Source organism: Pseudomonas haemolytica (assembly GCF_009659625.1).
Classification (GTDB): domain Bacteria; phylum Pseudomonadota; class Gammaproteobacteria; order Pseudomonadales; family Pseudomonadaceae; genus Aquipseudomonas; species Aquipseudomonas haemolytica.
This window is the reverse complement of the sequence record NZ_VOIW01000003.1, coordinates 1-24,635: the sequence shown is the minus strand read 5'-3', so window position 1 is coordinate 24,635 and position 24,635 is coordinate 1. Positions and strand designations below refer to the sequence as shown.

The window sequence follows — 24,635 nt, the reverse complement described above, 5'->3', positions numbered from 1 at the left end:
TTCTGCCAGCCCCGTTATCATTCGCCCCATCTTTCGGGGGATTTAACTGATGCTCAATGGCCTGTGGCTTGGCTTCTTTGTCGTGGCAATGGTGTCAGCACTGGCGCAATGGCTGGTGGGCGGTAACGCCGGGATTTTCGCAGCGATGGTGGAAAGCATTTTCGCCATGGCCAAATTGTCGGTGGAAGTGATGGTGCTGCTGTTCGGTACCCTGACCTTATGGCTGGGCTTTTTGCGTATTGCCGAAAAAGCCGGCATCGTCGATTGGCTGGCCAAGGCCCTTGGCCCGCTGTTTCGCCGCCTGATGCCGGAAGTGCCCGCCGGCCACCCCGCCATCGGCTTGATCACCCTCAACTTCGCCGCCAACGGCCTGGGCCTGGACAACGCCGCCACGCCCATTGGCCTGAAAGCCATGAAAGCGCTGCAGGAACTCAACCCCATCCCCAATACGGCGAGCAACGCGCAGATTCTGTTCCTGGTGCTCAATGCGTCCTCGCTGACGCTGTTGCCGGTGACCATCTTCATGTACCGCGCCCAGCAAGGCGCTGCCGACCCGACCCTGGTGTTCCTGCCGATCCTGCTGGCTACCAGCGCTTCGACCCTGGTGGGCCTGCTGTCGGTGGCAGTGATGCAGCGCCTGCGGCTGTGGGACCCGGTGGTGCTGGCCTATCTGATCCCTGGCGCGTTGGTGCTGGGTGGCTTCATGGCGCTGCTGGCGACACTCTCGGCCACGGCGCTGGCCGGTTTGTCGTCGATACTGGGTAACCTCACGCTGTTTGGCTTGATCATGTTGTTCTTGGTGATCGGTGCCTTGCGCAAGGTCAAGGTGTATGAGGCCTTTGTCGAAGGCGCCAAGGAAGGCTTCGACGTTGCCAAGAACCTGTTGCCCTATCTGGTCGCGATGCTGTGTGCCGTTGGCGTGTTGCGCGCCTCGGGTGCCTTGGACTTCGGTCTGGAAGGAATTCGCCATGTGGTGGCCTGGACCGGTATGGACACGCGTTTTGTCGACGCGCTGCCGACTGCGATGGTCAAGCCGTTCTCAGGGAGTGCGGCGCGGGCGATGCTGATCGAGACCATGCAGACCCAGGGGGTGGACAGCTTCCCGGCGTTGGTGGCGGCTACGATTCAGGGCAGTACCGAGACCACGTTCTATGTGTTGGCGGTGTACTTCGGTTCGGTAGGTATCCAGCGCGCGCGGCATGCCGTTGGCTGTGCATTGCTGGCGGAGTTTGCCGGTGTCGTTGCGGCTATTTCGGTGTGCTACTGGTTTTTTGGTTGAGGCTTTGATTGCTATCGGGAGCAAGCCCCCTCTCACATTTTGATTTGTGAACACAGTCAAATGTGGGAGGGGGCTTGCTCCCGATGAGGCCATCAGTGTTTAGAGGCAGTGTTGCCCTGCGCCACCACCCAATCCACCACCTGCTTATTCAACTGATCCCCTGCCTGCCCAAATCCTTCCACCACCGCCGGCACTTTGGTGTCGCTCACCGGCTGCCTGACCTCAAACCGCCGGCTGGCAATAATCCGCTGATCACTCCCGCGCACCAGCCGTGCGTCGAGGCGAATCACTACTTCCACCGCGGTGCCACGATACTCACTCTGAAACGCCTGCAACTGCCCGCCCAGCTCATAGTCGGCTTGCAGATTGGTCTCATCGGTACTCAGCAGCGTCACCCGACCATCGCGCTGGAAGCCGTCTATAAACCGATTGCGTAGCAGCACTGGGGTTGGATCGCTCCAGCGTGAGCTTGCATAGCTGCTGATCAAATTACCGTGCGGCACCACGGCAATGCGTGGGCTGTCGAGAAACTCGCTGGTCTGGGGTTTGCTCACCCGCAATGACCAACTTACCGGTGCGCCTTGAGTGATGGGCTGGGCAGATACCAGGCGGTACACGTCCGATGGGTCCGGCTTGGGCAGGATTGAACACGCACTGACCAGTGCCAGAGCCACAGGGGCGATCATTTGGTAAGCACGCTTCATGGCGTGAACTCCTTGTTCTTGTCGCTGCCCAGCAGGTAACCGCTGGGGTTGGCTTCCAGGCGGCGGGAGATGGCGCGCAGCGAGCCGAGGGTTTCACGCAGCTCGCGCACCGCTGGCGCCAGTTCGTTGAGGCCCTGCATGCCGCTGTTCACCGAATCCTGATTGTTGGTCAGCAAGGTGTTGATCGTGGCGGTGCTTTGTTCCAGGGATTTCATCGCCTGCTCGGCGCTGCCGAAGGCTTGCTTGCCTTGCTCATTGAGCAAGCCATTGGCGCTGCGCATCAGCACGGTGGTTTGCTCGAGCGCGGCGCCGGCCTGTTTGCTCACCTGCATCAGTTGCTGCATCACCACCTTGATATCGCCACGTTGCTCGGCGATGGCGCCAGTGGTTTGCTGCAAGTTGTCCAAGGTGTTGCTCAGGCGTTCGACGTTTTCCCGGGAGAACATGTGGTTGGCGTTGTGCAGCAGCAGGTTGATGCTGGTCATCAGGTCGTTGCTGTTATTGAGCAGTCGTGCGATGGGCGATGGCGACGCGATGATTTCCGGCAGGTTACCGTTCTTGCCCTTGAGCTCCGGGCTCTGTGGGGTGCCGCCACTGAGCTGGATGATCGAGGTGCCGGTGATGCCGGTCAGCGCCAGCTTGGCTTGGGTGTCCTCCTTGATCGGCGTCTGCCCGGCCAGGCGGATGCGTGCGAGGACGCGACGTGGGTCGCTGGGGTCCAGGCGCAGGCTGGTGACGTCACCCACCTTGATCCCGCTGTACTGCACCGAGCTGCCCTGGGACAGGCCGCTGACCGCCTCGTTGAACACCACCTCGTAATCCCGGAAGGCGCTGTCGACGCTGGACTTGGCCAGCCATAGGCCGAACAGCATTGCGCCGACCACCACGATTACGCTGAACAGTCCGATCATCACATGATGGGCTCGGGTTTCCATGTCATACCTCGTTGAGCGATTGAGCGGCATCCAATGCCGCGCGGCCCCGGGGGCCGTGGAAATATTCATGAATCCAGGGGTCGTCCGTTTCCGAGACGACATCGATGGCGTCGGCCACCAGTACTTTCTTTTGCGCCAGCACCGCCACGCGGTCGGTGATGGTGTACAGCGTGTCGAGGTCATGGGTGACCAGGAACACACTCAAACCCAACGCATCGCGCAGGGTCAGGATCAATTGGTCGAACTGCGCCGCGCCAATCGGGTCGAGGCCGGCGGTGGGTTCGTCGAGGAATAGGATATCCGGGTCCAATGCCAGCGCACGGGCCAATGCCGCACGCTTGACCATGCCGCCGGACAATGAGGCCGGGTATTTGTCGGCCGCCGACAGCGGCAGCCCTGCCAGGGCCAGCTTGACCGCCGCCAAGTGCTCGGCGTCGGCGCGGCTGAGGCCCGCGTGTTCAATCAATGGCAGGGCGACATTCTCGGTGACGGTCAGCGAGGAAAACAGCGCGCCCTTCTGGAACAGCACGCCAAAGCGCCGCTCCACCAGCGAGCGTTCATGCTCAGGCAGGCTCGGCAGGTTCTTGCCAAATACCCGCACTTCACCTTCGCTTGGGCGACGCAGGCCGACGATGCTGCGCAGCAGCACGGACTTACCGCTGCCGGAGCCGCCGACCACTGCCAGGATTTCGCCCTTGTACAAATCCAGGTCGAGGTTCTCGTGCACGCTCTGGCTGCCAAAGCGGTTGCACAGGCCGCGTACTTCAATCACCGCCTCAGTGGGCGTACGGTGTAGACGACTCACCAGCCCATCTCCATGAAAAACATCGCGGCGACCGCATCCAGTACGATCACCACAAAAATCGATTGCACCACGCTGGAGGTGGTATGCGCGCCCACTGACTCGGCGCTGCCGCTGACCTTGAAGCCTTCCAGGCAGCCAATGGCCGCGATCAGGAAAGCGAAGATCGGCGCTTTCACCATGCCCACCAGAAAATGCTGCACGCCAATGTCCGATTGCAGCAGCGAGAGGAACATCGCCGGTGAAATATCCAGCGCCACGGCGCACACCACGCCACCCCCGACAATCCCCGAGAGCATCGCCAGGAAGGTCAGCATTGGCAGCGCCACCAGCAGCGCCAGAACCCGCGGCAATACCAACAGCTCCATGGGGTCCAGGCCCAGGGTACGGATGGCGTCGATTTCTTCATTGGCTTTCATTGAACCGATTTGTGCGGTGAACGCACTGGCGGTTCGGCCGGCGATCAGGATCGCGGTGAGCAATACACCGAACTCTCGCAGGAAGGAGAACGCCACCAGGTCCACGGTAAAAATCGTCGCGCCGAAACTCTTGAGTACCGTAGCGCCGAGAAACGCCACTACCGCGCCGACCAGGAAGGTCAGCAAGGCGACGATAGGCGCTGCGTCGAGGCCAGTCTGTTCGATATGCGCGACCATGGGCGTCAGGCGCCAGCGCTTGGGGCGCAGTACGCCACGGGCGAAGGTTTCGAGGATCAGGCCGATAAAGCCCAACAGCTTCATGGCGTCTTGCCAAACGGTGTCCACGGCGCGGCCGATGCGTGCCATCACCTGAATGCCGACGGCCTCTTCTGGCTCTTTGATCGGCACGCAGAAATCATTCAGGGAGCGGTAGACGGTCTTGAGCAGTGCGCGGTCGGCGGCTGGCAGGCTGCAATCGGTCTGCTCGGCGGAGTGCTCGATGCGCTCGGGGCCCAGCAGTTCCACCAGCAGCGAGGCACCGGCGGTATCCAGAGCGCCAAGGCCGTTGAGGTCAATACGGGCGCCAGCGTCGTATTGGCCGTCGAGTGTGCCCGACAGCTTCTTCAGATTGGCGTAGTGGGCAAGCGTCCAGTCGCCGGTAATCCGCAGCAACGGTGGGGTGCTGGACGTATCAAGATGGGCCGCGCCGGCCGTCGTGCGAGTGGTCATAAGCTCCGAGCTTGTTTGGCTATCCACAGTTCCTACGTAATAGCACGAACGGGCCTACTTTGGGTTGTCCGCTTGTGCTGCGTCTATCACCTTGAAGCGCAATACGCCGATGACTTGCCCGTCTTCGGTAAGTACCTGCACTTGCCAGCGCCCCACGGCGTCACCCGGGAAGTTCTGCTTGTGGGTCCAGGCGCGGTAGCCCTCCTTGCGCCCACCATGGATATCCAGGGCAATGCGGTCGACTTCCTGGCCGTTGAATTTCCACACATGGTAGATCCGCTCATCCAACCCACGCGGGGCGTTGATCGCGGTGTAGGCGTACAGCCCACCGCTGCGCAACTGGTCGGCGGTGACTTCCTTGAGGTCATCGCCCGGTGTGCGGTCTTGTAGCTGGGTGCTGATCGCCACTTCGGTCATCCACAGGGTGGCGGGTGGTACCCAACTGCGCAGGAACCAGCCGGCGCAGCCGATGGCGACGGTGACTCCCAGTAGCATTGCCCAGCCTTTGAGGCTGCGCAGCGGCAGGCTGACGGCCAGGCTTGGGATCGACAGAACCATGGCAACGCCGAGCGCCAGTTTGTAGCTCTGGGCAGTGGTCAGGTGCAGGATGATCGGCAGCGCGGTGAGCAACGCGGCAAACAAAGTCAGGGTGTGCAGGGCCAGGAACAGCGAGCGCTTGGGTGCCAGCCACTTGTAGTACAGCGGGTCGATGATCGACACCAGCGCCGCCGCGCCGAGCAGGCCGGTGAACAGCGATTGGCCGCTGTTCCAGGCCGTGGTAACGAAAAAGAATGGCAAGACGAAAAACAGACTTTCCTGGTGGATCATCTGGGTGGCGTAGCGCAGCAGCGGTTCAGGGATTTCGCGCTTGAAGACCTTGGTGAACAGCTGGGTGAAGCTGTTCTCCAGCATCAGCCACAGCCAACTCACGAGCATGATCACCGCGATCCAACTGGCCATGCCCTGCTGGCGGTCCACGAGGATGAAGCTGCCCACACCCGAGATGAAACCGCCGAGTGCTATCACCCCTGGGTAGCGCTTCATCAGTTCGAGGATGCGCTGGATTAAGTGGGTCAGGTTAGGCATTCGGCGGTTCGCAGTCTTTGTAGGAAAAAATCCCAGACAGAATAACGTCTTAGCCCTGGGTCCGGTGCCTCATTCCACGATCCGTTGGCGATAACGCCGAACGGCGATCAACACTATGGCGATCAGGCCAAGCACGCCCGCGCCGATCCAGGTCAGCGCGTCATAGCTAAGCAGCGGCTTTTCGATGCGCCAGTAACCCGAGTGTTTAAACACCTCACGCAGGGCCTGGTTGGTTTGCGCCAAGCTCACGGCTTTGATGCGTTTGACCGGGTCACTGAAATGACCATCGGCGTAGTCGCCTGAGGCACTCCAATAATAGTCCGCCAACGCACTGTTGCCCTGAACGGCCCAGGCTTGACGGGCAATGGCGGCTTGTTGCAGGCGGGCGAATACCGTTGGGTCCAGCCCGTCCTTGAGCAGTTTTGCCTTGAGGTCTTGCAGAACCTGTTCGGCCTCAGGGACATTTTCCCGTTCGAGGTCGGCATTCAGGCTCAGGAAACCGACGCCGCCGAGCACTTCGCGTTCAGTCCACGGGCCGTAGGACAAACCGTGCTTGAGGCGTAGTTGCCGGTACAGCGCCCAGTCGAGGTAATCCTTTAGCAGGTCGTAGGTTTCATCATGCTGGTCGTCCAGCACCGGCTCGGGGAACAGCCAGTGCAGCTTGGCGCCGTCGCCGACCCAGCCGCGGATCAGGTCGCGGTGGCTGGCGGCGGTGTGCTGGATCTCCGGGAGCGGCCGATGTTCGCTGGGTTCCACAGGGTCGAGTTGGCCGAAGGTGCGTTCCAGATAGGCGGGCAGCAATTTGTCGAGGTCGCCAACGATGATCAAGGTCATGTTGTTCGGTGCGTACCAGTGCTTGCGCACCCCTTCCAGCTGATCGCGGGTCAGGTGATTGGCCTCGGCGCGTTCGGTGCATTTGAGGCCCAGTTCGACAGCCAATTGGTTGCTGGCGTTGTGGCCGAGGTCCTGGCGGTCCAGCAGGCGTTGCAAATGGGAGTAATGGCCGCCGTCTTCACGCTCGACCACCTGCTTGGCGGCGTTGATATGGGCGTCGGTCAGTTGCGTACGGGTGAGGATAGCCAGCAGCAGGTCCAGCACCTTGCGCTGGTTTTGCGCGGGGGCCTCGATCACGAAGGTGGTGTCGGCGTTGCTGGTATAGGCGTTCCACTCGCCGCCCAGGGCTTGCATGCGGTCTTCCAGGTCACCTTCCCCTCCGCCGTCGATGCCGCTGAACAGCAGGTGTTCAAGCAGGTGCGGCAGCTCTTTGTCTTCACAACCGAAATCATCCAGGCCCACGCCCACCACCAGGCGAATGGCTACGTGCCCGCGTTCGGTGCCCGGCTTGAGCAGCAGTTGCAGGCCGTTGGGCAAGGTGTAGCCCTCGACTTGCAGGCGGTCAAAGGCGAATGTGTGTGCCGAGCCTAGGAGCAGGCAGGCGAGTAACAGGCGACGCATAACAAGCTTCCTGGCGAATGAGGTCCATTGTTAACTGACTTCACTCGCCGTCGTACGTTCAGGGCGAATGGGTGATGTCGGCAATATCTTCGGCGGAGAGTGCGCCGGTGTCGGACGTTTCCAACACTACATAAGCACTGCTGCAAAACAACGAGTTCAAGCGTTTCATGTCGGCAATCAGCTCCAAGTGCAATGAGCTGGTTTCCAGGCTCTGCACAATCTTGCGTTGCAGGCGGCTGACATGGGCGTGGGCCAGGCGACGTTCCTGGGCGCGAAAGCGGCGTTTTTCACGCAGCAATTGGCGGGCGCTTTCCGCATCACCGCTGAGAAACACCGACAGACCCAGGCGCAGGTTGGCGATCAACTGGCTGTGCAGGCCGCTGAGCTCTTCCAGGCCCACTTCGGAGAACTGCCGGCGCTGCGAGGTTTTCTGCTGCTGGACCTTGCGCAGCATGCGTTCGATCAGGTCGCCCGCCAGTTTCAGGTTGATCGACAGCTCGATGATTTCTGCCCAGCGGCGGCTGTCTTGTTCACTCAGGTCTTCACGGGGCATTTGCGCCAGGTAGAGCTTGATCGCGCTGTAGAGCGCCTCGACGTCATCGCTGAGGCTGCGCATTTGCTGGGTGATCGCGGTTTGATTGCCGCGCAGGACCTCTTGCATCGAAGTGAGCATATTGTCGATCAGGTCGCCCAGGCGCAGGGTTTCCCGCGCGGCGTTGGCCAGGGCCAGGCTCGGCGTGGTGAGCGCGGCCAGGTCAAGATGGCGCGGTTTGGCCTTGCCATTGGTTTCTTCGCGCTCGGGCAGCAGCCAGGCGCATAGCCGCGCCATAGGGCCAATGGTCGGCAGCAGAATCAAGCAACGCGTGACGTTGTAGAGCAGGTGGAAGGTGATGACCATGCCTTGGGCGCTGTAGTCCAGGCCGTCCATCCAGAGTACGAGTGGGTCAAGCACTGGAATGATCAGCAGCAGGCCGATCAATTTGTACAGCAGGCTGCCCAGGGCCACCTGGCGCCCGGCGGTGTTCTGCATGCTGGTGCTGAGGAACGCGAGTACACCGCTGCCGATGTTGGCGCCGATCACCAGGCCGATTGCCACATGCAAACCGATCACGCCAGCGCCGGCCAGGGTTGCCGTGAGCAACACCGCTGCAAGGCTGGAGTAGGAAATCATCGCGAACAGCGCGCCGACCAAGGCGTCCAGCAAGATATCGCCGGTCAGCGAGGCGAAGATGACTTTGACGCCTTGGGCATGGGTAATGGGGCCGGCGGCTTCGACGATCAATTGCAGCGCGAGGATGATCAGCCCTAGGCCGATACCGACCCGGCCCAACTGCCCTGCCCGTGTCTGTTTGCGCGAGAGGAAGAAAATCACCCCGAGAAAGATCAGCAGCGGCGATAGCCAGGACAGGTCGAAGGTCAGTACGCGCGCCATCAACGCGGTACCGACGTCGGCGCCGAGCATGGTGGCCAAGGCAGGCGTGAGGCTCATCAGCCCTTGGCCGACAAAGGACGTCACCAGCATCGCGGTAGCGTTGCTGCTTTGCACCATGGCTGTCACCAGAATCCCGGCGACAAAGGCCAGCCAGCGCTTGGACATGTTCTGCCCGATGACTTGGCGCAAGTTGGAGCCGTAGACCCGCAGGATGCCGGTACGGACAATGTGCGTGCCCCAGATAAGCAGGGTCACGGCGGAAAGCAGATTGAGCAAGGTCAGCATGCTCGGCCCCCCGTTTGGGTGTGCTCCAACAGGAGCAAATGAGAATTGCCGCGTGCCGTTCTACGTCTTGTACTTAAGCTGTAGTTGGCGAATGGGCTCTGCGCCAGCATCGCATAGCTAAAGTGGGGATTGAAACAAAACTGTCATGAAATCAGTTTTTTGCAGATGAAAAAATGGGGCGCGAGCGCCCCATTTCAGCAGCGGGCCATGATTATTGACCCGGAATGTCCTTGCGCAGTTTCACAGGGTCCTGCTGTTTTTTCTTTTTCGCGATGGCGGTGCGCATCTTGATATTCACCGCTTCCACCGCCAGCGAGAACGCCATGGCGAAGTAGACGTAGCCTTTTGGCACGTGCACGCCGAAGGATTCGGCGATCAGCACGGTACCTACTACCAGCAGGAACGACAGCGCCAGCATTTTCAGCGACGGGTGCTTGTCGATGAATTCGCTGATGGTGCCGGCAGCCAGCATCATCACCAGTACCGCAACGATGATCGCTGCGACCATCACCGGCACGTGGGAAACCATGCCGACGGCGGTGATTACCGAGTCCAGGGAGAACACGATGTCGATGATGGCGATCTGGATGATGGTGTAGATGAACTTGCCACCTTTGCCGCCCGGCTCTTCGTGGGTTTCGTCTTCACCTTCCAGGGCGTGGTACATCTCCTGGGAGCTTTTCCACAGCAGGAACAAGCCGCCGAAGAACAGGATCAGGTCTCGGCCGGAAATACCCTGGTCAAACACCACGAACAGGTCGGCGGTCAGTTGCATGACCCAGGTGATCGACAGCAGCAACAGGATTCGCGTGACCATGGCCAGGGCCAGGCCGAAGATCCGGGTGCGCGCCTGCATATGCTTGGGCATGCGGCTGACCAGGATCGAAATCATGATGATGTTATCGATGCCCAGGACGATCTCGAGGGCCGTCAGGGTGAAGAAGGCAATCCAGATTTCCGGATTGGTCAGCCATTCCATGTGTATTCCTTTGAGCAAATGTTAAACCGCGCCAGCTGCAGCGCCGCGCGGTGAGTGAGTCGGTAGGATTATAGAGTGCTGAACAGCGGAAAAATCCCCATCAGCAGTGCGGCGAACATTATGCACAGGCACACCAGCACTGCCCACTTGAGGGTGAAGCGTTGATGATCGCCGAATTCGATACCGGCCAGTGCCACCAGCAGGTAAGTCGAGGGTACCAGCGGGCTGAGCAAGTGTACCGGTTGGCCAACAATGGATGCGCGGGCCATTTCCACGGCGGTGATGCCGTAATGGCTAGCGGCTTCGGCCAACACTGGCAGCACGCCATAGTAGAACGCATCGTTGGACATGAAGAAGGTGAACGGCATGCTCACCAACGCGGTGATCACCGCCAGGTACGGGCCCATGGCCTCGGGGATGACCGCCAGCAAGCTCTTGGACATGGCGTCGACCATGCCGGTACCCGACAGGATGCCCGTGAAAATACCCGCAGCGAAGATCAGCCCCACTACCGCCAGTACGCTGCCGGCGTGGGCCGCGACGCGGTCTTTCTGCATTTGCAGGCAGGGATAGTTGACGATCATCGCGATACTGAACGCCACCATGAACAGCACGGGCAGTGGCAGCAGGCCGGCGATCAGTGTGCACATCAGCGCCAGGGTCAGAGCACCGTTGAACCAGATCAACTTCGGACGGCGGGCGTCAGGGTACTGCGACACGCTGATTTCGCTGTGGTCGATCTCGTCGCCTTGCAGGTGCAACTCGCCCAGGCGCGCACGCTCGCGCTTGCCGTACATGTAGGCAATCACCAGGATCGCTACGACACCGGCGGCCATGGCTGGGATCATCGGTACGAAGATGTCGGAAGGGTCCACATGCAACGCACTGGCGGCGCGGGCCGTCGGGCCACCCCAGGGGGTCATGTTCATCACGCCACCGGCGAGAATGATCAGGCCGGCCATGATGCGCGGGCTCATACCGATACGCTGGTACAGCGGCAACATGGCGGCGACGCAGATCATGTAGGTGGTGGCGCCGTCACCGTCGAGGGACACCACCAGGGCCAGCACGGCGGTGCCGACCGAGACTTTCAGCGGGTCGCCCTTGACCATCTTGAGGATCTTGCGCACGGCCGGGTCGAACAGGCCGGAGTCGATCATCAGGGCAAAGTAGAGGATGGCAAACATCAGCATCACGCCGGTCGGCGCGAGCTTGGTGATGCCTTCGAGCATCATCGGGCCGATCTTCGGCGCGAAGCCGCCGAACAGCGCGAACAGGATCGGCACGATGATCAAGGCGATCAGCGCGGACAGGCGCTTGGTCATGATCAGGAACATGAACGTGATGACCATGGCAAAGCCAAGGAAAGTCAGCATAGGAATACTCCAGGCGTAGCGCGGCTAGGGAATGGCGAACCGAGTGAGGGTCAGCGCAGAACGAAAGGCACGAGGCGTACGGGTGGAGTCGGGGCGAACAGGCGGGTACGAGCGGACATCGGGAATCACCATTGTTGTTGTTAACAGCCGGTCTATTGCCGGCAGTGGGGGCGATCCTAGACGGGGAAGCTTTCAGCCAGCTTTCGCCGCAGAAACTGGGGATATACGGTCTTAAGGCTGATGCAGATAAAAATGTGGGAGGGGGCTTGCTCCCGATCGCGGTGTATCAGTCACTGAAGATAATGACTGCACCGACGCTATCGGGAGTAAGCCCCCTCCACAATTTGATTGTGTACCGCTAGGTATTTAGGGTAGTTCGAGGCCACCGGCTGCTTTATGCAACGTACGCAGATGCTCACCCAGCTGTTTGAGGTTGGCTTCACAGGCGGCAATCTCGGCGGCGCGGGATGGATCGAGCAGCGCCCTCACCTCTTTATCCAGCTCGCCGGTCAATGATTGCAGTTGCTTCTGGCGCTCGGCGCTCTCCGATTCCAGGCGCTTGGCTTCCGAAGGCTGCGGCAGGCCGTAGCCACCACTGTCGAGCAACTCGGCCGGGCGACTGAGAAAGCCGCTATTGGCGAGGATCTGTTGCAGTGTGTTGTTGGCTTTCTCCATGCCGCCGTTTTTCAGCTCGCGGGCGTTGAGATAGCGTTGTTTGACTTCGTCCTGGGCAAGCATCAGTTGCTTGCGATAGCTGGCCTGCTCCAGCAGCAACAACGCAGCACTGGTACGCAGGTCGGCCTGGCTGAACCACTGGCGGCGCGCCTGAGCATCGAGGGATAACCAGTCTTCGACCTGGGTCTGCTTGATCGGCAGGCGCTTGCGCAATACATCGAACATGGCCTGGTAACGCTCGCGGAACGAGTCGAAGTGATACCCCAGGCGCAGCGCCTCGCGCTTGTCATTCAATACGCTGGTATCGGCCAGGCCGCGTGCGCTGAGGACTTCGAGCAAACCGTTAGGCGTGATGTTGTCCAGGCCGGTCAATTGCGGGTTGGCGCTGCCACTGCGCAACAGTTTCAGGCTCTCGACCGCGCAGTTGTTGGAGATAAAGAAGTAGTTTCCGTCATAGCTCCAGTGCATTTCAGCGGCGTGTTCGACGGTGTCGTTGATTTCCTGGCGGTTGAGTTTCAGCGGCACCGACGCCAGGCCGCGCAATTCGGTCTTGGTGTATTCGTCGATGACTTGCGCCAGCGGCAGTACAAACAGCCGCGACGGGTACTTACCCACCAGGCCATCCCAGCTCGACAGCTGTACGTCACCGACAAAGGCTCGGTAGGACAACACCAAGTGCCGGTCCAGGTCCAGACGACAATCCGGGCCGCGCGGGCGACCTGGTGCGCAAATCACCAGGCGCAACATGCTATGGCCCCAGCGGCTCACCAGGTTTTGGTTGGCTTCGGCGAGCAGGTAGTCAATTTCATACACACGTTCCGGGTCGATCTGGCCCAGGGGCGTCTTGGCGAAGTCGTTGCCGGCGTTCAGGAATGGGTAAGTCTTGGCACAAGTATCTTGCTCCGGCGGGGCCCAGCCAAAGTGTTCCTCGTAGTAGCGGAATAACGCGGGGCGGCGGCAGGCATAGCTGGGGTCGAGGAGGAAGTACTCCATATTGACCGCCACGAACTCCAGCGGGCTGGTGGTTTCATAGATATCCGGGCTGCGGACCACCTGATTGTTGTGCTGTTCGCGTTCACCGCGACGGCCGACGTATTGTGGCCAGCCGGCAAGGTCCAGCAGGCGTGGGTCATCGCTCAGCGTGAAGCGACGATCGTTCTGGCCGCGGCATTGGTCGGGCAGGCCGATCAAGCCCGTGATGTTGTTCTGGCGGCTGCAACGCTGGATCAGCGTGCGCTCGTCTTTGGGCCAAAGGCGTGCACGGTCATAGATGTGGGTCAGTTCATGCAGCACGGTGGCGAGCATTTCCCTGCGCACAGTGCCATGGGGGCGATTGGTTTTTTGGGTGGCGGCGCTGCCATCGGTCAGGCTGGCTAGCAGGTTTTGGTTGAGGTCCAACTCCGAAACCAATGACGCCTGGCCGTAGGCGTTCTCGGGCATTTTATCGGTCCAGCCAACATCAATACGCCGGTCCAATTGCTCGACAAAGCGCGGCGGCAAGGCGTGTAGTGCTTCATCGAGCAATGCCTGGCTGGCCTGCTGTTCGGCCGGGCTCAGGCCATCGGCTTTGAGCCGCAGTTGCAGGCTGGCCTGGGCTGCACTTGCACACAGCAGCACGGCCCCGGCCAGGAGCCAGGCGTTGATTCGCCTCACAGAGCGAGAATAGCTTCGGCGAGGGTCTGATCACTGGCATCACGGGCTTCGGGTACGCGGGTGCGCAGGGTGTCAAAAGCTGCTTCAAGTTGCGCCCCGCGAATTTCGCCATTGGTGGCGACGAAACTGGCGGCATCATCGTGTGCTTCACGCACGATTTTGGAGTCGCGGATGGAGGTGGTGGTGTCCGAGGTGAAATCAATAGTGCGCGCCGAAGCTCGCACGACGATGTTGCTGGTGGCCTTCAAGGTTTGCGCCTGGGCGACATCAGCCAAAAACAGCAGGCCGAGGGCGGCGACGATCAACGGGCTACGCATTGGGGGTGACTCCAAATACAAAGATGATTATTGGACGAGAATTGCCTGCGCCAGTTCAAGGTCGCTTGCATGAAGTTTTGGCTGGGTGCGGCGCAGATAATCCAGTGCAGACTCCAGTCGTGCGCCCCGCCATTGGCCGTCAGTGGCGATGAAAGCGGCAGCATCATCCTGGGCGGCCAATATCAACTTGTCGTCGAACGGTGCAGAGGTCACCTTGCTGGTGGCGTACACGCTGACAACGGTGCTCTGGGTGGACACATCAAGGGCCGAAGCCAAAGGTGACCAGCAAGCGGAAAACAGTACAGGGACGATCAACAGGCGGTATGAAAAAACCATGGGACTCGACAACTGAAAGCGAGCGCCAAGGCTAGCGCAATGGCCCGGCGAGAGCCAGCGCCGAGGCATCCGGGAGCGGCATGCGCTCCCTTCTGGTTGCCGCCGATCAGATCGCCAGGATGGCCTGTGCCAGCTGTGCATCGGTTGCGGTGTTCAGTTGCGGTGCTTGTTGGCGGATCTGGGCCAGGGCGCTTTCCAGCTTCACGCCACGGATGGCGCCTTCGCTGGCGACAAAGCTGGCGGCGTCGTCACGGGCGGCCTGTACGACCTTGTTGTCGCGCAGGGAGGATGTAGCATCGGAACTGGCATCGGAGGTGGCTTTCAGCGCGCCGACGATCGAGTCGGTGGTCATGATCAAGCTGCTCGCATTGGCATTGGCAGCCAGAGTCAACACAGCGGCAGTGCACAGCAGGCGAAGACGGGACATGGGGTAACTCCTGTAGACGAATAAGAAGGTGGCGCGAAACGGCCACTGCGAAACGGACTGGGACTGTTGAGCATCAGACGCACGCTCTACAAGGTTCGCCACGTGGTGGATGGATATTAGTCTTGCGCCCGTCCATTCGGAAGCTTGCAATTCATCTGTACCTATCTTTTTCTATAATTTTAAAACTGTACCTGCTTGTAGAAATCCTCGAAGATTCAAGGCGATATCGCAGAAACAACAAAGCCCGTCTCCGGTTACCCGGGGCGGGCTTTGCCTTGACAAATCTGGGTGCTGGCGGTGGACCCGGCGGGTCAGGGCCAGCGGGCGCCCATTAGCGCCAGAACGGCTTGCTCAGCTCTTCGTAGCGTTGAGCTTCGCTGATACCGGCGTCAGCCAGCAGACGCGAATCCAGGCGGGCCAACTGATGGCGGCTGGAGATGCGGCGCTGCCACAACATCAGGTTGGCGAGAACGCGCAAAGGCAAGGAAGCCCGGGTGTTTACAGCTTTTTCTTCGAGGAACAGTTCGGAACTGAGTGTACGTTCCATGATGACATCCTTCCGCTTGTGGCGGGATTAGGTAGTGGTTTAACTGATGCCAATGATCCTCCTCCCGCGCAAGACTCTCTAGATACAGTTCACCTGTATTGTGAGAGGCCAGTTAACTGTTTAATCAGGCTGTACGGTACGTAAATGGGGCAACTGTACCTGTGCGCACCTAAAAGGTGCGTATTTGGTGTTTTTGAGGTTTTATGTGGGATATTTCGGTAGGAAATGACCAGTACAGCAGTACAGTTTTTTACAGGCGTGACGGTTAGATCTCCGAGCTGATGAAACTGTATTTGCATCAGCTCGGATCTGTATTCATCAAGCCTTGAGCATATGCCCGGTTTCTTCGAGGTTGATGTGCCAGCTCAGTGCCTCGCGCAGAATGTGCGGGGTGTGCCCACCGATGGCGCAGGCGGTTTCGAAGTAGGTGTTGAGCGCATCGCGATAGGCCGGATGTACACAGTTGTCGATGATCACCCGCGCACGTTCCCGCGGTGCCAGCCCGCGCAAATCGGCCAGGCCCACTTCGGTGACGAGAATGTCCACGTCATGCTCGGTGTGGTCCACATGGCTGACCATCGGTACCACGCTGGAAATCGCGCCGCTCTTGGCAATCGATTTGGTGACAAAGATCGCCAGGTGCGCGTTGCGTGCAAAATCGCCAGAACCGCCAATACCGTTCATCATCCGCGTGCCACACACGTGGGTGGAGTTGACGTTGCCGTAGATATCGAACTCCAGCGCGGTGTTGATCCCGATGATGCCCAGGCGACGCACCACTTCAGGGTGGTTGGAGATTTCCTGTGGGCGCAATACAAGTTTGTCCTTGTAATGCTCCAGGTTGCCGAACACGTCGGCATTGCGCCGCTCCGACAAGGTGATTGAGCTGCCGGAGGCGAAGCTCAGCTTGCCAGCGTCGATCAGGTCGAACGTCGAGTCCTGCAGGACTTCCGAATACATGGTCAGGTCTTCGAACGGCGAGTCGATCAAGCCGCACATCACCGCGTTGGCAATGTTGCCGATCCCGGCTTGCAGCGGGCCGAGCTTGTTGGTCATGCGCCCGGCGTCCACTTCTTGCTTGAGGAAGTTGATCAGGTGGTTGGCGATGCCTTGTGTGTCACTGTCAGGTGGCGTCACCGTGGAGGCGGAGTCGGCCTGGTTGGTGATCACGATGGCGACGATTTTCTCCGGCGGGATCGGAATCGCAGTGCTGCCAATGCGGTCGTCGACTTTCACCAGCGGGATCGGCGTGCGAGTCGGCCGGTAGGTCGGGATGTAAATGTCGTGCAGCCCCTCCAGGTTCGGGTTGTGCGCCAGGTTGATCTCGACGATCACCTGTTTGGCAAAAATCGCGAAACTGGCCGAGTTGCCGACCGAGGTGGTGGGCACGATATGGCCCTGCTCAGTGATTGCGACGGCTTCAATCACCGCAATGTCGGGCAATTTGAGCTGGTTGTTGCGCAGCTGCTCGACGGTTTCCGACAGGTGCTGATCGATAAACATCACCTCGCCGGCATTGATAGCCTTGCGCAGGGTGCTGTCGACCTGGAATGGCATGCGTCGCGATAGTACGCCGGCTTCGGTCAGTTGCTTGTCCAGGTCATTGCCCAGGCTGGCGCCGGTCATCAGGGTGATTTTCAATGGCGAAGTCTTGGCGCGTTCGGCCAGGGCGTGGGGGACGGCCTTGGCTTCACCGGCTCGGGTGAAGCCGCTCATGCCGACGGTCATGCCGTCCTCGATCAGTGCAGCGGCGTCTGCCGCGCTCATGACCTTGTTCAACAACGAAGGCAAGCGGATACGATCACGGTACATGAATTGTTATCTCAGGCTACGGAAGCAAGGTGGGCAGTGTAGTGATTTCAAAAAATTTCGGCCCGCTACCATGGTCGAATGCAAGGTAGCGATTTAGAGCCTTTGGTCGGGTTTTATCCCGTAATAAAAAACCCCAGCCTACGGGAGGCCAGGGTTTCGGGTATTGCGCTGGCGCAGTGTTATTCGACGGCCTTGACCATGTCTTCGATGACCTTTTTGGCATCGCCGAAGACCATCATGGTCTTGTCCAGATAGAACAACTCGTTGTCCAGGCCCGCATAGCCGCTGGCCATAGAGCGCTTGTTGACGATGATGGTCTTGGCCTTGAACGCTTCCAGGATCGGCATGCCGGCGATCGGCGAGTTCGGGTCGTTCTTGGCGGCCGGGTTGACCACGTCATTGGCGCCCAATACCAGCACCACGTCGGCCTGGCCGAACTCGGAGTTGATGTCTTCCATCTCGAACACCTGGTCATAAGGCACTTCCGCCTCAGCCAGCAGCACGTTCATATGCCCAGGCATGCGCCCCGCCACTGGGTGGATCGCGTACTTCACGGTCACGCCACGGTGGGTCAGCTTCTCGGTCAGTTCTTTAAGCGCATGTTGCGCACGTGCCACTGCCAAGCCATAGCCCGGCACGATGATCACGGTATCGGCGTTGGTCAGCAGGAAGGTGGCATCGTCGGCCGAGCCGGACTTCACCGGGCGTGCTTCTTTAGAGCCCGCCGGGCCGGCTGCATCCGCCGTGTTGCCGAAACCGCCGAGCAGCACATTAAAGAAGGAGCGGTTCATCGCTTTGCACATGATGTACGACAGGATCGCGCCACTGGAGCCCACCAGGGAGCCAGCGATGATCAGCATCGAGTTGTTCAGCGAGAAGCCGATACCCGCCGCTGCCCAGCCGGAGTAGCTGTTGAGCATCGACACGACTACCGGCATGTCAGCGCCGCCAATCGGGATGATGATCAACACGCCCAGCACGAAGGCCAAGGCCAGCATCAGTGCGAACGCAGTGAGGTTGCCGGTGAGCATGAATGCCAGGCCCAGGCCCAGTGTTGCCAGGCCAAGCACCAGGTTCAGTTTGTGCTGCCCGCCAAACTGTACCGGTGCGCCTTGGAACAGGCGGAACTTGTACTTGCCCGACAGCTTGCCGAACGCGATCACCGAACCGGAAAAGGTGATCGCACCGATAGCGGCACCGAGGAACAGCTCCAGGCGGTTACCGGCCGGGATCGCGTCGCCCAGGTGTTTGACGATGCCCAGCGATTGCGGCTCGACCACGGCGGCGATGGCGATAAACACTGCGGCCAGGCCGATCATGCTGTGCATGAACGCCACCAGCTCGGGCATTTTGGTCATTTCTACGCGCTTGGCCATGATCGAACCGGCAGTGCCGCCGATCAGCAGGCCAACGATCACGTAGCCGATACCGGCGGTGGCCAGCTCAGCCCCAAGCTTATAGATGAGGCCCACGGTGGTCAGCACCGCCAGCGCCATGCCGAGCATGCCGAACAGGTTGCCGCGTCGCGAGGTAGTTGGGTGCGACAGGCCTTTAAGGGCCTGGATAAAGCAAATCGACGCGATCAAGTAGAGCGTCGTGACCAGATTCATGCTCATGACGATGGCGCCTCTTCTTTTGCTTTCGGGGCTTTCTTCTTGAACATCTCAAGCATTCTGCGAGTCACCAGGAAGCCGCCGAATACATTCACTGCGGCCAGGGCCACGGCCAGTGTGCCCATGGTCTTGCCCAGCGGGGTGACGGTCAGCGCAGCAGCCAGCATGGCGCCGACGATGACAATCGCGGAAATGGCATTGGTCACTGCCATCAACGGCGTGTGCAGCGCGGGTGTTACGTTCCAGACCACGTGGTAACCGACATAAATTGCCAGCACAAAGATGATCAGGTTGTAGATACCGGGGGAGATAAGCTCTTCCATCGTCTGAATCCCTGCTTAGGCGTTTTTGCGGATGACTTGGCCGTCGCGGCACATCAGGCACGCGGCGACGATGTCGTCTTCGAGGTTGATTTCAAACTGCCCTTCCTTGGTGAAGACCAGCTTCAGGAAGTCCAGCAGGTTGCGCGCATACAAGGCCGAGGCATCGGCGGCGACAGCGCCCGCCAGGTTGGTCGGGCCGCAAATGATCACGCCGTTTTCCACCACCACCTGGTCGGCGACGGTCAGCGGGCAGTTGCCGCCTTGGGCCGCGGCGAGGTCGATGACCACTGAGCCTGGCTTCATCTGCGCCACTGTATCGGCGCTGAGCAGGGTGGGAGCCTTACGCCCCGGGATCAACGCTGTGGTGATAACGATGTCGGCCTGCTTGGCGCGCTCGTGTACGGCCAGGGCTTGGCGCTGCATCCAACTGGTCGGCATTGGGCGTGCGTAACCGCCGACGCCGACGGCGCATTCACGCTCTTCATCGGTTTCGTACGGGACGTCGACAAATTTCGCACCGAGGGATTCGATCTGCTCTTTCACCGCCGGACGTACGTCGGATGCTTCGATCACCGCACCCAGGCGTTTCGCTGTGGCGATAGCCTGCAGGCCCGCAACGCCGGCGCCGAGAATCAGTACGCGCGCAGCTTTTACGGTGCCGGCGGCAGTCATCAGCATCGGCATGAAGCGCGGGTAGTGATGGGCGGCCAGCAACACTGCCTTGTAACCGGCGATGTTCGCTTGCGAAGACAGCACGTCAAGGCTCTGGGCCCGTGAGGTGCGCGGTGCGGCTTCAAGGGCGAAGGCGGTGATGCCGCGCTCCGCGAGCTTGGTGATGGTTTCGTTGCTGAACGGATTGAGCATGCCCACCAATACGGTGCCGCTTTTGATCAGCGCCAGTTCGCTGTCGCTGGGGGCAACCACCTTGAGAATCAGCTCTGCGCCAAACGCATCGCTGGCGCTGCCAATGGTTGCGCCTGCCGTTTCATAGGCACTGTCGAGGATGCTGGCGTTGATGCCTGCGCCGCTTTGTACAGTGACCTTATGGCCCTGGCCGATCAGCTTCTTGATGGTTTCTGGGGTGGCAGCCACCCGCGTTTCACCGGTCTGGGTTTCGAGAGGAACACCAATGTGCACGTCAAATCTCCTGCATGATCTTTTTGCTTTTGATCTTTTTGTAAAAAGGCCAGTACACCGCGAGTGGCGTAACTGGGGCGGCCGATCAGCACGATCCCGCTGAAATGACAGCGGGGCGCGGCATTTTGCAGGCGAACTTTACGGCCTTCAAGGGATTATGACGGGTGACGAAAAATTAACTACAAGTCACCCTGTGACTGATTGTCGCAACACCCTGAAATAACCTCTTTAAATACAAGTCTTTAAAGGGCTGTAGGCGATTACTGGGTCTTTTTCCATCGTCTGTGTGAATAGTCGTATATTGCATGGTAAGAGTCGCTACAAGCCATGCAAATCATGGCTTTGAGCCTTATTTTTGCGTGACGAGTACAGTCTGTTTAAATGCGACATATACGTATATCTGTAGGATAAAAAATAAGTTGACTACAGAGTCAGCAAGAAGTCGATCTCCTTTAAATACTGGGGCTGTAGCGTTGTGATTGGTCGACTAGCCAATCCCTGAACGCGTGTAACGAGGCTGATTCGACCTTTTTGTCGGGAATCATCAGGTAATAAGCCTTTTCACTTCTCAGCGCTTCGGTGCTGGCGATGACTAGTTGTCGTTCCTTCAACTCTCGCTGGATGAGGAAGGGAGGGATCAGTGCAATGCCCATGTCATGCATGGCTGCTTGGGACAACATCGAGAATAGCTCGTATCGAGGGCCTGTCATGTCGCGAGGGATGTTCAGTTGTTGGGCGTTGAACCACTGGCGCCAGGCATAAGGGCGCGTTGTCTGTTGCAGCAGTGGCAGCTCGGCGATCTCTTGGGGGGAGAAATGCGTCCGGCCATTGAGTAAACGCGGACTGCACACTGGGACAGGGTTTTCGCCCATCAGCCTGTGGGACTCTGTACCGGACCAGTCGGCATCGCCGAAGTAGATTGCCGCGTCGAATTCGGTGTCGGCAAACAGGAAGGGGCGTGTGCGGTTGGTGAGGTTTACCGTCACTTCCGGGTGCTGGTGCTGAAAATCCTTGAGGCGCGGGATCAGCCACTGTGTGCCGAAGGTAGGCACCACTGCCAGTTCGATGACGTTGGCGCCCTGCTGGCCCATGACTGACAAGGTGTCGCGCTCCACGGCATCCAGTTGTGTTGCAACTCTGCGGCTATAAGAAAGCCCTGCCTCCGTCAGCTTGACCCCGCGGCGAGAGCGGCGAAACAGTTCGACACTCAAAAACTCCTCAAGGCTGGCGATCTGTCGGCAGATGGCGCCCTGTGTGATGGAAAGCTCCTGCGCCGCCTTGGTAAAGCTCTCGTGACGGGCCGCTGCTTCAAAGCTGATAAGTGCGGTGGTACTGGGGATTTTTCTACGCATGTACATTGTCCTCACAGATAAGGCGCTTTTTTTGGCCTTATTGAGTGTTACGAAGTGAGAAATTAGCACAAGCCTATGCAGAAACCTCGTTTGCCCTCTGCGCTGACCCGGCCTAGTCTGCATCCACGACTTCTGATTTTTCCGCGAGGACTTATTCATGGCTGGTAAGGCAAGCTTCAACTGGATCGATCCACTGCTGCTGGATCAGCAGCTCACCGAAGAAGAGCGCATGGTGCGTGACAGTGCCGAGCAATTTGCTCAGGACAAGCTGGCCCCGCGTGTGCTCGAAGCCTTCCGTCATGAAAAGACTGACCCTGCGATCTTCCGTGAGATGGGTGAAACCGGTTTGCTGGGCGCAATGATTCCCGAGCAGTACGGTGGCAGTGGCTTGAACTACGTCAGCTACGGGCTGATTGCGCGTGAAGTGGAGCGTGTTGACTCCGGCTATCGCTCGATGATGAGTGTGCAGTCGTCACTGGTCATGGTGCCGATCAATGAGTTTGGCACTGAGGCGCAGAAACAGAAATACCTGCCGAAGCTGGCTTCTGGCGAATGGATCGGCTGTTTCGGCCTGACTGAGCCAAACCATGGCTCCGACCCGGGCGCGATGATCACCCGGGCGCGCAAAGTGGATGGCGGCTATAGCCTGACCGGCGCGAAGATGTGGATCACCAACAGTCCGATCGCGGATGTGTTTGTGGTGTGGGGCAAAGACGATGCGGGCGATATCCGTGGTTTCGTTCTTGAAAAAGGTTGGAAAGGGCTAAGTGCTCCGGCCATTCACGGCAAGGTCGGCCTGCGCGCCTCCATCACCGGTGAAATCGTCATGGATAACGTATTTGTACCGGAAGAGAATATTTTCCCGGATGTACGTGGCTTGAAAGGCCCTTTTACCTGCCTTAATTCGGCGCGGTACGGCATTTCCTGGGGCGCGCTTGGGGCCGCGGAGTTCTGCTGGCATACCGCACGCCAATACACGCTGGATCGTCAACAGTTTGGTCGTCCGTTGGCTGCCACCCAGTTGATCCAGAAAAAGCTGGCCGACATGCAGACTGAGATTACCCTCGCCCTGCAAGGCTGCCTGCGCTTGGGGCGGATGAAGGATGAGGGTACGGCTGCGGTTGAGATTACCTCGATCATGAAGCGTAACTCGTGTGGCAAGTCCTTGGACATCGCGCGTATGGCCCGGGACATGCTGGGTGGCAATGGTATCTCCGACGAGTTCGGGGTGGCGCGCCATCTGGTCAACCTGGAGGTGGTCAATACCTATGAAGGGACTCATGACGTGCATGCCTTGATTCTGGGGCGTGCGCAAACCGGTCTTCAGGCGTTCTATTAATAGGAGCATGGGTATGGGCGCGCTTTCGCATCTGCGGGTACTGGATTTGTCGCGAGTACTGGCGGGCCCCTGGTCCGGGCAGATCCTTGCAGACCTTGGGGCCGAGGTGATCAAGGTCGAAAGGCCGGGCACCGGTGATGATACGCGTGCCTGGGGGCCGCCCTTCCTCAAGGGTGCCGATGGCGAGAACACCAGTGAGGCGGCGTATTACCTTTCGGCTAACCGCAATAAAGAGTCGGTGACCATCGACTTCACGCGACCGGAAGGGCAAAAGCTGGTGCGCGACTTGGCTGCCAAGTCGGACATTCTGATCGAGAACTTCAAGGTGGGTGGTCTTGCTGCGTATGGGCTGGACTATGAATCGCTCAAGGAGGTCAATCCAGAGCTGATTTACTGCTCGATCACCGGATTTGGTCAGACAGGGCCTTATGCGGCGCGCGCTGGCTACGACTTCATGATCCAAGGGTTGGGTGGGCTCATGAGCCTGACGGGGAGGCCTGAGGGGGATGACGGTGAGGGACCGGTGAAAGTTGGCGTAGCGTTGACTGACATTCTGACGGGGCTTTATTCGACCGTGGCGATCCTGGCTGCGCTAGCTCATCGCGATCACGATGGCGGTGGGCAGCATATCGATATGGCGCTGCTGGATGTGCAGGTGGCTTGCCTGGCTAATCAGGCGATGAATTACCTGACAACAGGGGTGTCGCCTAAGCGTCTTGGCAATGCTCATCCCAATATTGTGCCGTACCAGGACTTTCCTACGGCCGATGGGGATTTCATCCTCACGGTTGGTAATGACGGTCAGTTCCGCAAGTTCGCTGAAGTCGCTGGGCAGCCGCAATGGGTGGATGACCCGCGCTTTTCAACTAACAGGGCGCGAGTGGCCAATCGTGCCGTGCTGATTCCATTGATCCGCCAAGCTACGGTCTTCAAGACGACTGCTGAGTGGGTGTCACAGTTGGAGCGAGTGGGGGTGCCGTGTGGGCCGATCAATGATCTGGCGCAGGTGTTCGCCGATCCTCAGGTGAGGGCGCGCGGCCTGGCGATGGAACTACCTCATGCGTTGGCGGGAATGGTGCCTCAGGTCGCCAGCCCTATACGGTTATCCAAGACACCTGTGGAGTACCGTAGTGCGCCTCCTCTATTGGGGGAGCATACGCTTCAGGTGTTGCAGGGAGTTCTAGGGTTGGGGGCAGCTAATGTGGCTGCATTGAAGGCGGCCGGTGTCATCTGAGTTAACCCTTCTATATAGGAGCGCGCAGGGCGATCTTTTAGAGAGTGCTCGCTTTTTAATCAATCCTAACTTATTGATAGAAAAGTAGAATTAATAGTTGACGGCAGATTCTGGAGGCCTATAATTCGCCCCACTTCCGGCGCAGTCGAAACGGAAAACTCTTTGGTAAACAATGAGTTATGAGGTTTTCGGCAGCAGGTTGCTTCAGTTCATCGAAGCCGAAAGGAAGTTGAAAAAGAGGTGTTGACAGCAGCGTGTAACGCTGTAGAATTCGCCTCCCGCTGATGAGAGATCAGAAGCGCAAGTGGTTGAAGTTGTTGAAGAAATCTTCGAAAGCTTCTGAAAATAATCACTTGACAGCAAATGAGGCTGCTGTAGAATGCGCGCCT

Annotated in this window: 22 protein-coding genes and 1 pseudogene; 3 read left to right on the top strand and 20 right to left on the bottom strand. The window is 59.3% G+C overall.

What is annotated here, in order from left to right; all coding sequences use genetic code 11:
* The first annotated feature begins 49 nt into the window (after window positions 1–49).
* A complete protein-coding gene (locus tag FRT59_RS10470; RefSeq protein ID WP_012721536.1) occupies window positions 50–1,279 on the top strand; it encodes a nucleoside recognition domain-containing protein in 1,230 nt (409 codons plus the stop codon).
* Between the two features lie 92 nt (window positions 1,280–1,371).
* Here the strand turns inward: FRT59_RS10470 and FRT59_RS10465 are convergent, their stop codons facing one another.
* The 19 genes from FRT59_RS10465 to FRT59_RS10375 all read right to left on the bottom strand — a co-directional run bounded on the left by FRT59_RS10465 (window position 1,372) and on the right by FRT59_RS10375 (window position 21,673).
* Window positions 1,372–1,983 (bottom strand): ABC-type transport auxiliary lipoprotein family protein, encoded by a 612-nt coding sequence (locus FRT59_RS10465; RefSeq protein WP_153871162.1) that lies wholly within the window; start codon window positions 1,981–1,983, stop codon window positions 1,372–1,374.
* A complete protein-coding gene (locus tag FRT59_RS10460; protein WP_153837255.1) occupies window positions 1,980–2,918 on the bottom strand; it encodes an MlaD family protein in 939 nt (312 codons plus the stop codon). Before FRT59_RS10460 ends, FRT59_RS10465 begins: the two co-directional genes overlap by 4 nt.
* A 1-nt stretch (window position 2,919) precedes the next feature.
* Window positions 2,920–3,723 carry an ABC transporter ATP-binding protein gene (locus FRT59_RS10455; RefSeq protein WP_162524786.1) on the bottom strand — a complete coding sequence of 268 codons (804 nt, stop codon included), beginning with the start codon at window positions 3,721–3,723 and terminating at the stop codon, window positions 2,920–2,922.
* The gene (locus FRT59_RS10450; protein WP_153871161.1) at window positions 3,720–4,868 is read right to left on the bottom strand and encodes an MlaE family ABC transporter permease; all 1,149 of its coding nucleotides are present in this window, start codon (window positions 4,866–4,868) and stop codon (window positions 3,720–3,722) included. The genes FRT59_RS10455 and FRT59_RS10450 overlap by 4 nt, the downstream gene beginning before the upstream one ends.
* A 54-nt stretch (window positions 4,869–4,922) precedes the next feature.
* Complete coding sequence (locus FRT59_RS10445) at window positions 4,923–5,954, bottom strand: DUF5924 family protein (protein ID WP_153871160.1); 1,032 nt, start codon at window positions 5,952–5,954, stop codon at window positions 4,923–4,925.
* A 69-nt stretch (window positions 5,955–6,023) separates the two neighbouring features.
* A complete protein-coding gene (locus tag FRT59_RS10440; RefSeq protein WP_153871159.1) occupies window positions 6,024–7,409 on the bottom strand; it encodes a M16 family metallopeptidase in 1,386 nt (461 codons plus the stop codon).
* Between the two features lie 58 nt (window positions 7,410–7,467).
* Window positions 7,468–9,126, bottom strand: a complete 1,659-nt coding sequence (locus FRT59_RS10435; RefSeq protein ID WP_153837251.1) for a Na/Pi cotransporter family protein — start codon at window positions 9,124–9,126, stop codon at window positions 7,468–7,470.
* Window positions 9,127–9,337: 211 nt separating this feature from the next.
* Window positions 9,338–10,105, bottom strand: a complete 768-nt coding sequence (locus FRT59_RS10430) for a TerC family protein (protein WP_034116672.1) — start codon at window positions 10,103–10,105, stop codon at window positions 9,338–9,340.
* A gap of 68 nt (window positions 10,106–10,173) precedes the next feature.
* Window positions 10,174–11,481, bottom strand: a complete 1,308-nt coding sequence (locus tag FRT59_RS10425; RefSeq protein WP_034116673.1) for a CitMHS family transporter — start codon at window positions 11,479–11,481, stop codon at window positions 10,174–10,176.
* A 366-nt stretch (window positions 11,482–11,847) separates the two neighbouring features.
* Entirely contained in the window at window positions 11,848–13,809 is a 1,962-nt protein-coding gene (locus FRT59_RS10420; protein WP_198809680.1) for a DUF7844 domain-containing protein, read from the bottom strand.
* Window positions 13,806–14,126: a DUF2388 domain-containing protein gene (locus tag FRT59_RS10415; protein ID WP_003187408.1), complete on the bottom strand. Its 321-nt coding sequence runs from the start codon at window positions 14,124–14,126 to the stop codon at window positions 13,806–13,808. Before FRT59_RS10415 ends, FRT59_RS10420 begins: the two co-directional genes overlap by 4 nt.
* Window positions 14,127–14,153: 27 nt before the next feature.
* A complete protein-coding gene (locus FRT59_RS10410; RefSeq protein ID WP_034116676.1) occupies window positions 14,154–14,462 on the bottom strand; it encodes a DUF2388 domain-containing protein in 309 nt (102 codons plus the stop codon).
* 106 nt (window positions 14,463–14,568) lie between these two features.
* On the bottom strand, window positions 14,569–14,889 hold the full coding sequence (locus FRT59_RS10405; protein WP_034116677.1) for a DUF2388 domain-containing protein: 321 nt from the start codon (window positions 14,887–14,889) through the stop codon (window positions 14,569–14,571).
* A 331-nt stretch (window positions 14,890–15,220) separates the two neighbouring features.
* Window positions 15,221–15,436 carry a DUF1127 domain-containing protein gene (locus FRT59_RS10400; protein WP_153871158.1) on the bottom strand — a complete coding sequence of 72 codons (216 nt, stop codon included), beginning with the start codon at window positions 15,434–15,436 and terminating at the stop codon, window positions 15,221–15,223.
* Between the two features lie 318 nt (window positions 15,437–15,754).
* Window positions 15,755–17,248, bottom strand: a complete 1,494-nt coding sequence (gene scpC / locus FRT59_RS10395; RefSeq protein ID WP_153871157.1) for a succinyl-CoA:acetate CoA-transferase ScpC — start codon at window positions 17,246–17,248, stop codon at window positions 15,755–15,757.
* 179 nt (window positions 17,249–17,427) lie between these two features.
* Complete coding sequence (locus FRT59_RS10390; RefSeq protein ID WP_153871156.1) at window positions 17,428–18,864, bottom strand: NAD(P)(+) transhydrogenase (Re/Si-specific) subunit beta; 1,437 nt, start codon at window positions 18,862–18,864, stop codon at window positions 17,428–17,430.
* Entirely contained in the window at window positions 18,861–19,184 is a 324-nt protein-coding gene (locus FRT59_RS10385) for an NAD(P) transhydrogenase subunit alpha part 2 (RefSeq protein WP_008439664.1), read from the bottom strand. The genes FRT59_RS10390 and FRT59_RS10385 overlap by 4 nt, the downstream gene beginning before the upstream one ends.
* Window positions 19,185–19,199: 15 nt before the next feature.
* Window positions 19,200–20,321 carry a Re/Si-specific NAD(P)(+) transhydrogenase subunit alpha gene (locus FRT59_RS10380; protein ID WP_034116680.1) on the bottom strand — a complete coding sequence of 374 codons (1,122 nt, stop codon included), beginning with the start codon at window positions 20,319–20,321 and terminating at the stop codon, window positions 19,200–19,202.
* A 452-nt stretch (window positions 20,322–20,773) separates the two neighbouring features.
* Entirely contained in the window at window positions 20,774–21,673 is a 900-nt protein-coding gene (locus FRT59_RS10375) for a LysR family transcriptional regulator (protein WP_153837249.1), read from the bottom strand.
* A 157-nt stretch (window positions 21,674–21,830) separates the two neighbouring features.
* Here FRT59_RS10375 and FRT59_RS10370 point away from each other — a divergent pair, with 157 nt between their 5' ends.
* Both FRT59_RS10370 and FRT59_RS10365 read left to right on the top strand, forming a co-directional pair.
* On the top strand, window positions 21,831–23,012 hold the full coding sequence (locus tag FRT59_RS10370) for an acyl-CoA dehydrogenase (protein WP_003187423.1): 1,182 nt from the start codon (window positions 21,831–21,833) through the stop codon (window positions 23,010–23,012).
* A gap of 13 nt (window positions 23,013–23,025) precedes the next feature.
* Window positions 23,026–24,246 carry a CaiB/BaiF CoA transferase family protein gene (locus tag FRT59_RS10365; protein ID WP_153871155.1) on the top strand — a complete coding sequence of 407 codons (1,221 nt, stop codon included), beginning with the start codon at window positions 23,026–23,028 and terminating at the stop codon, window positions 24,244–24,246.
* A gap of 204 nt (window positions 24,247–24,450) precedes the next feature.
* On the opposite strand, the pseudogene FRT59_RS27080 reads toward FRT59_RS10365, so the two are convergent.
* Window positions 24,451–24,635 (bottom strand): annotated as a pseudogene (locus FRT59_RS27080) (hypothetical protein); the annotation flags it as partial.

Excerpts from the sequence above, each read along its gene's own strand:
- FRT59_RS10470 (WP_012721536.1), top strand. The coding sequence starts at position 50 with ATGCTCAATGGCCTGTGGCTTGGCTTCTTTGTCGTGGCAATGGTGTCA.
- FRT59_RS10465 (WP_153871162.1), bottom strand. The coding sequence starts at position 1,983 with ATGAAGCGTGCTTACCAAATGATCGCCCCTGTGGCTCTGGCACTGGTC.
- FRT59_RS10460 (WP_153837255.1), bottom strand. The coding sequence starts at position 2,918 with ATGGAAACCCGAGCCCATCATGTGATGATCGGACTGTTCAGCGTAATC.
- FRT59_RS10450 (WP_153871161.1), bottom strand. The coding sequence starts at position 4,868 with ATGACCACTCGCACGACGGCCGGCGCGGCCCATCTTGATACGTCCAGC.
- FRT59_RS10445 (WP_153871160.1), bottom strand. The coding sequence starts at position 5,954 with ATGCCTAACCTGACCCACTTAATCCAGCGCATCCTCGAACTGATGAAG.
- FRT59_RS10440 (WP_153871159.1), bottom strand. The coding sequence starts at position 7,409 with ATGCGTCGCCTGTTACTCGCCTGCCTGCTCCTAGGCTCGGCACACACA.
- FRT59_RS10435 (WP_153837251.1), bottom strand. The coding sequence starts at position 9,126 with ATGCTGACCTTGCTCAATCTGCTTTCCGCCGTGACCCTGCTTATCTGG.
- FRT59_RS10430 (WP_034116672.1), bottom strand. The coding sequence starts at position 10,105 with ATGGAATGGCTGACCAATCCGGAAATCTGGATTGCCTTCTTCACCCTG.
- FRT59_RS10425 (WP_034116673.1), bottom strand. The coding sequence starts at position 11,481 with ATGCTGACTTTCCTTGGCTTTGCCATGGTCATCACGTTCATGTTCCTG.
- FRT59_RS10415 (WP_003187408.1), bottom strand. The coding sequence starts at position 14,126 with ATGCGTAGCCCGTTGATCGTCGCCGCCCTCGGCCTGCTGTTTTTGGCT.
- FRT59_RS10410 (WP_034116676.1), bottom strand. The coding sequence starts at position 14,462 with ATGGTTTTTTCATACCGCCTGTTGATCGTCCCTGTACTGTTTTCCGCT.
- FRT59_RS10405 (WP_034116677.1), bottom strand. The coding sequence starts at position 14,889 with ATGTCCCGTCTTCGCCTGCTGTGCACTGCCGCTGTGTTGACTCTGGCT.
- FRT59_RS10400 (WP_153871158.1), bottom strand. The coding sequence starts at position 15,436 with ATGGAACGTACACTCAGTTCCGAACTGTTCCTCGAAGAAAAAGCTGTA.
- scpC (WP_153871157.1), bottom strand. The coding sequence starts at position 17,248 with ATGTACCGTGATCGTATCCGCTTGCCTTCGTTGTTGAACAAGGTCATG.
- FRT59_RS10390 (WP_153871156.1), bottom strand. The coding sequence starts at position 18,864 with ATGAGCATGAATCTGGTCACGACGCTCTACTTGATCGCGTCGATTTGC.
- FRT59_RS10385 (WP_008439664.1), bottom strand. The coding sequence starts at position 19,184 with ATGGAAGAGCTTATCTCCCCCGGTATCTACAACCTGATCATCTTTGTG.
- FRT59_RS10375 (WP_153837249.1), bottom strand. The coding sequence starts at position 21,673 with ATGCGTAGAAAAATCCCCAGTACCACCGCACTTATCAGCTTTGAAGCA.
- FRT59_RS10370 (WP_003187423.1), top strand. The coding sequence starts at position 21,831 with ATGGCTGGTAAGGCAAGCTTCAACTGGATCGATCCACTGCTGCTGGAT.
- FRT59_RS10365 (WP_153871155.1), top strand. The coding sequence starts at position 23,026 with ATGGGCGCGCTTTCGCATCTGCGGGTACTGGATTTGTCGCGAGTACTG.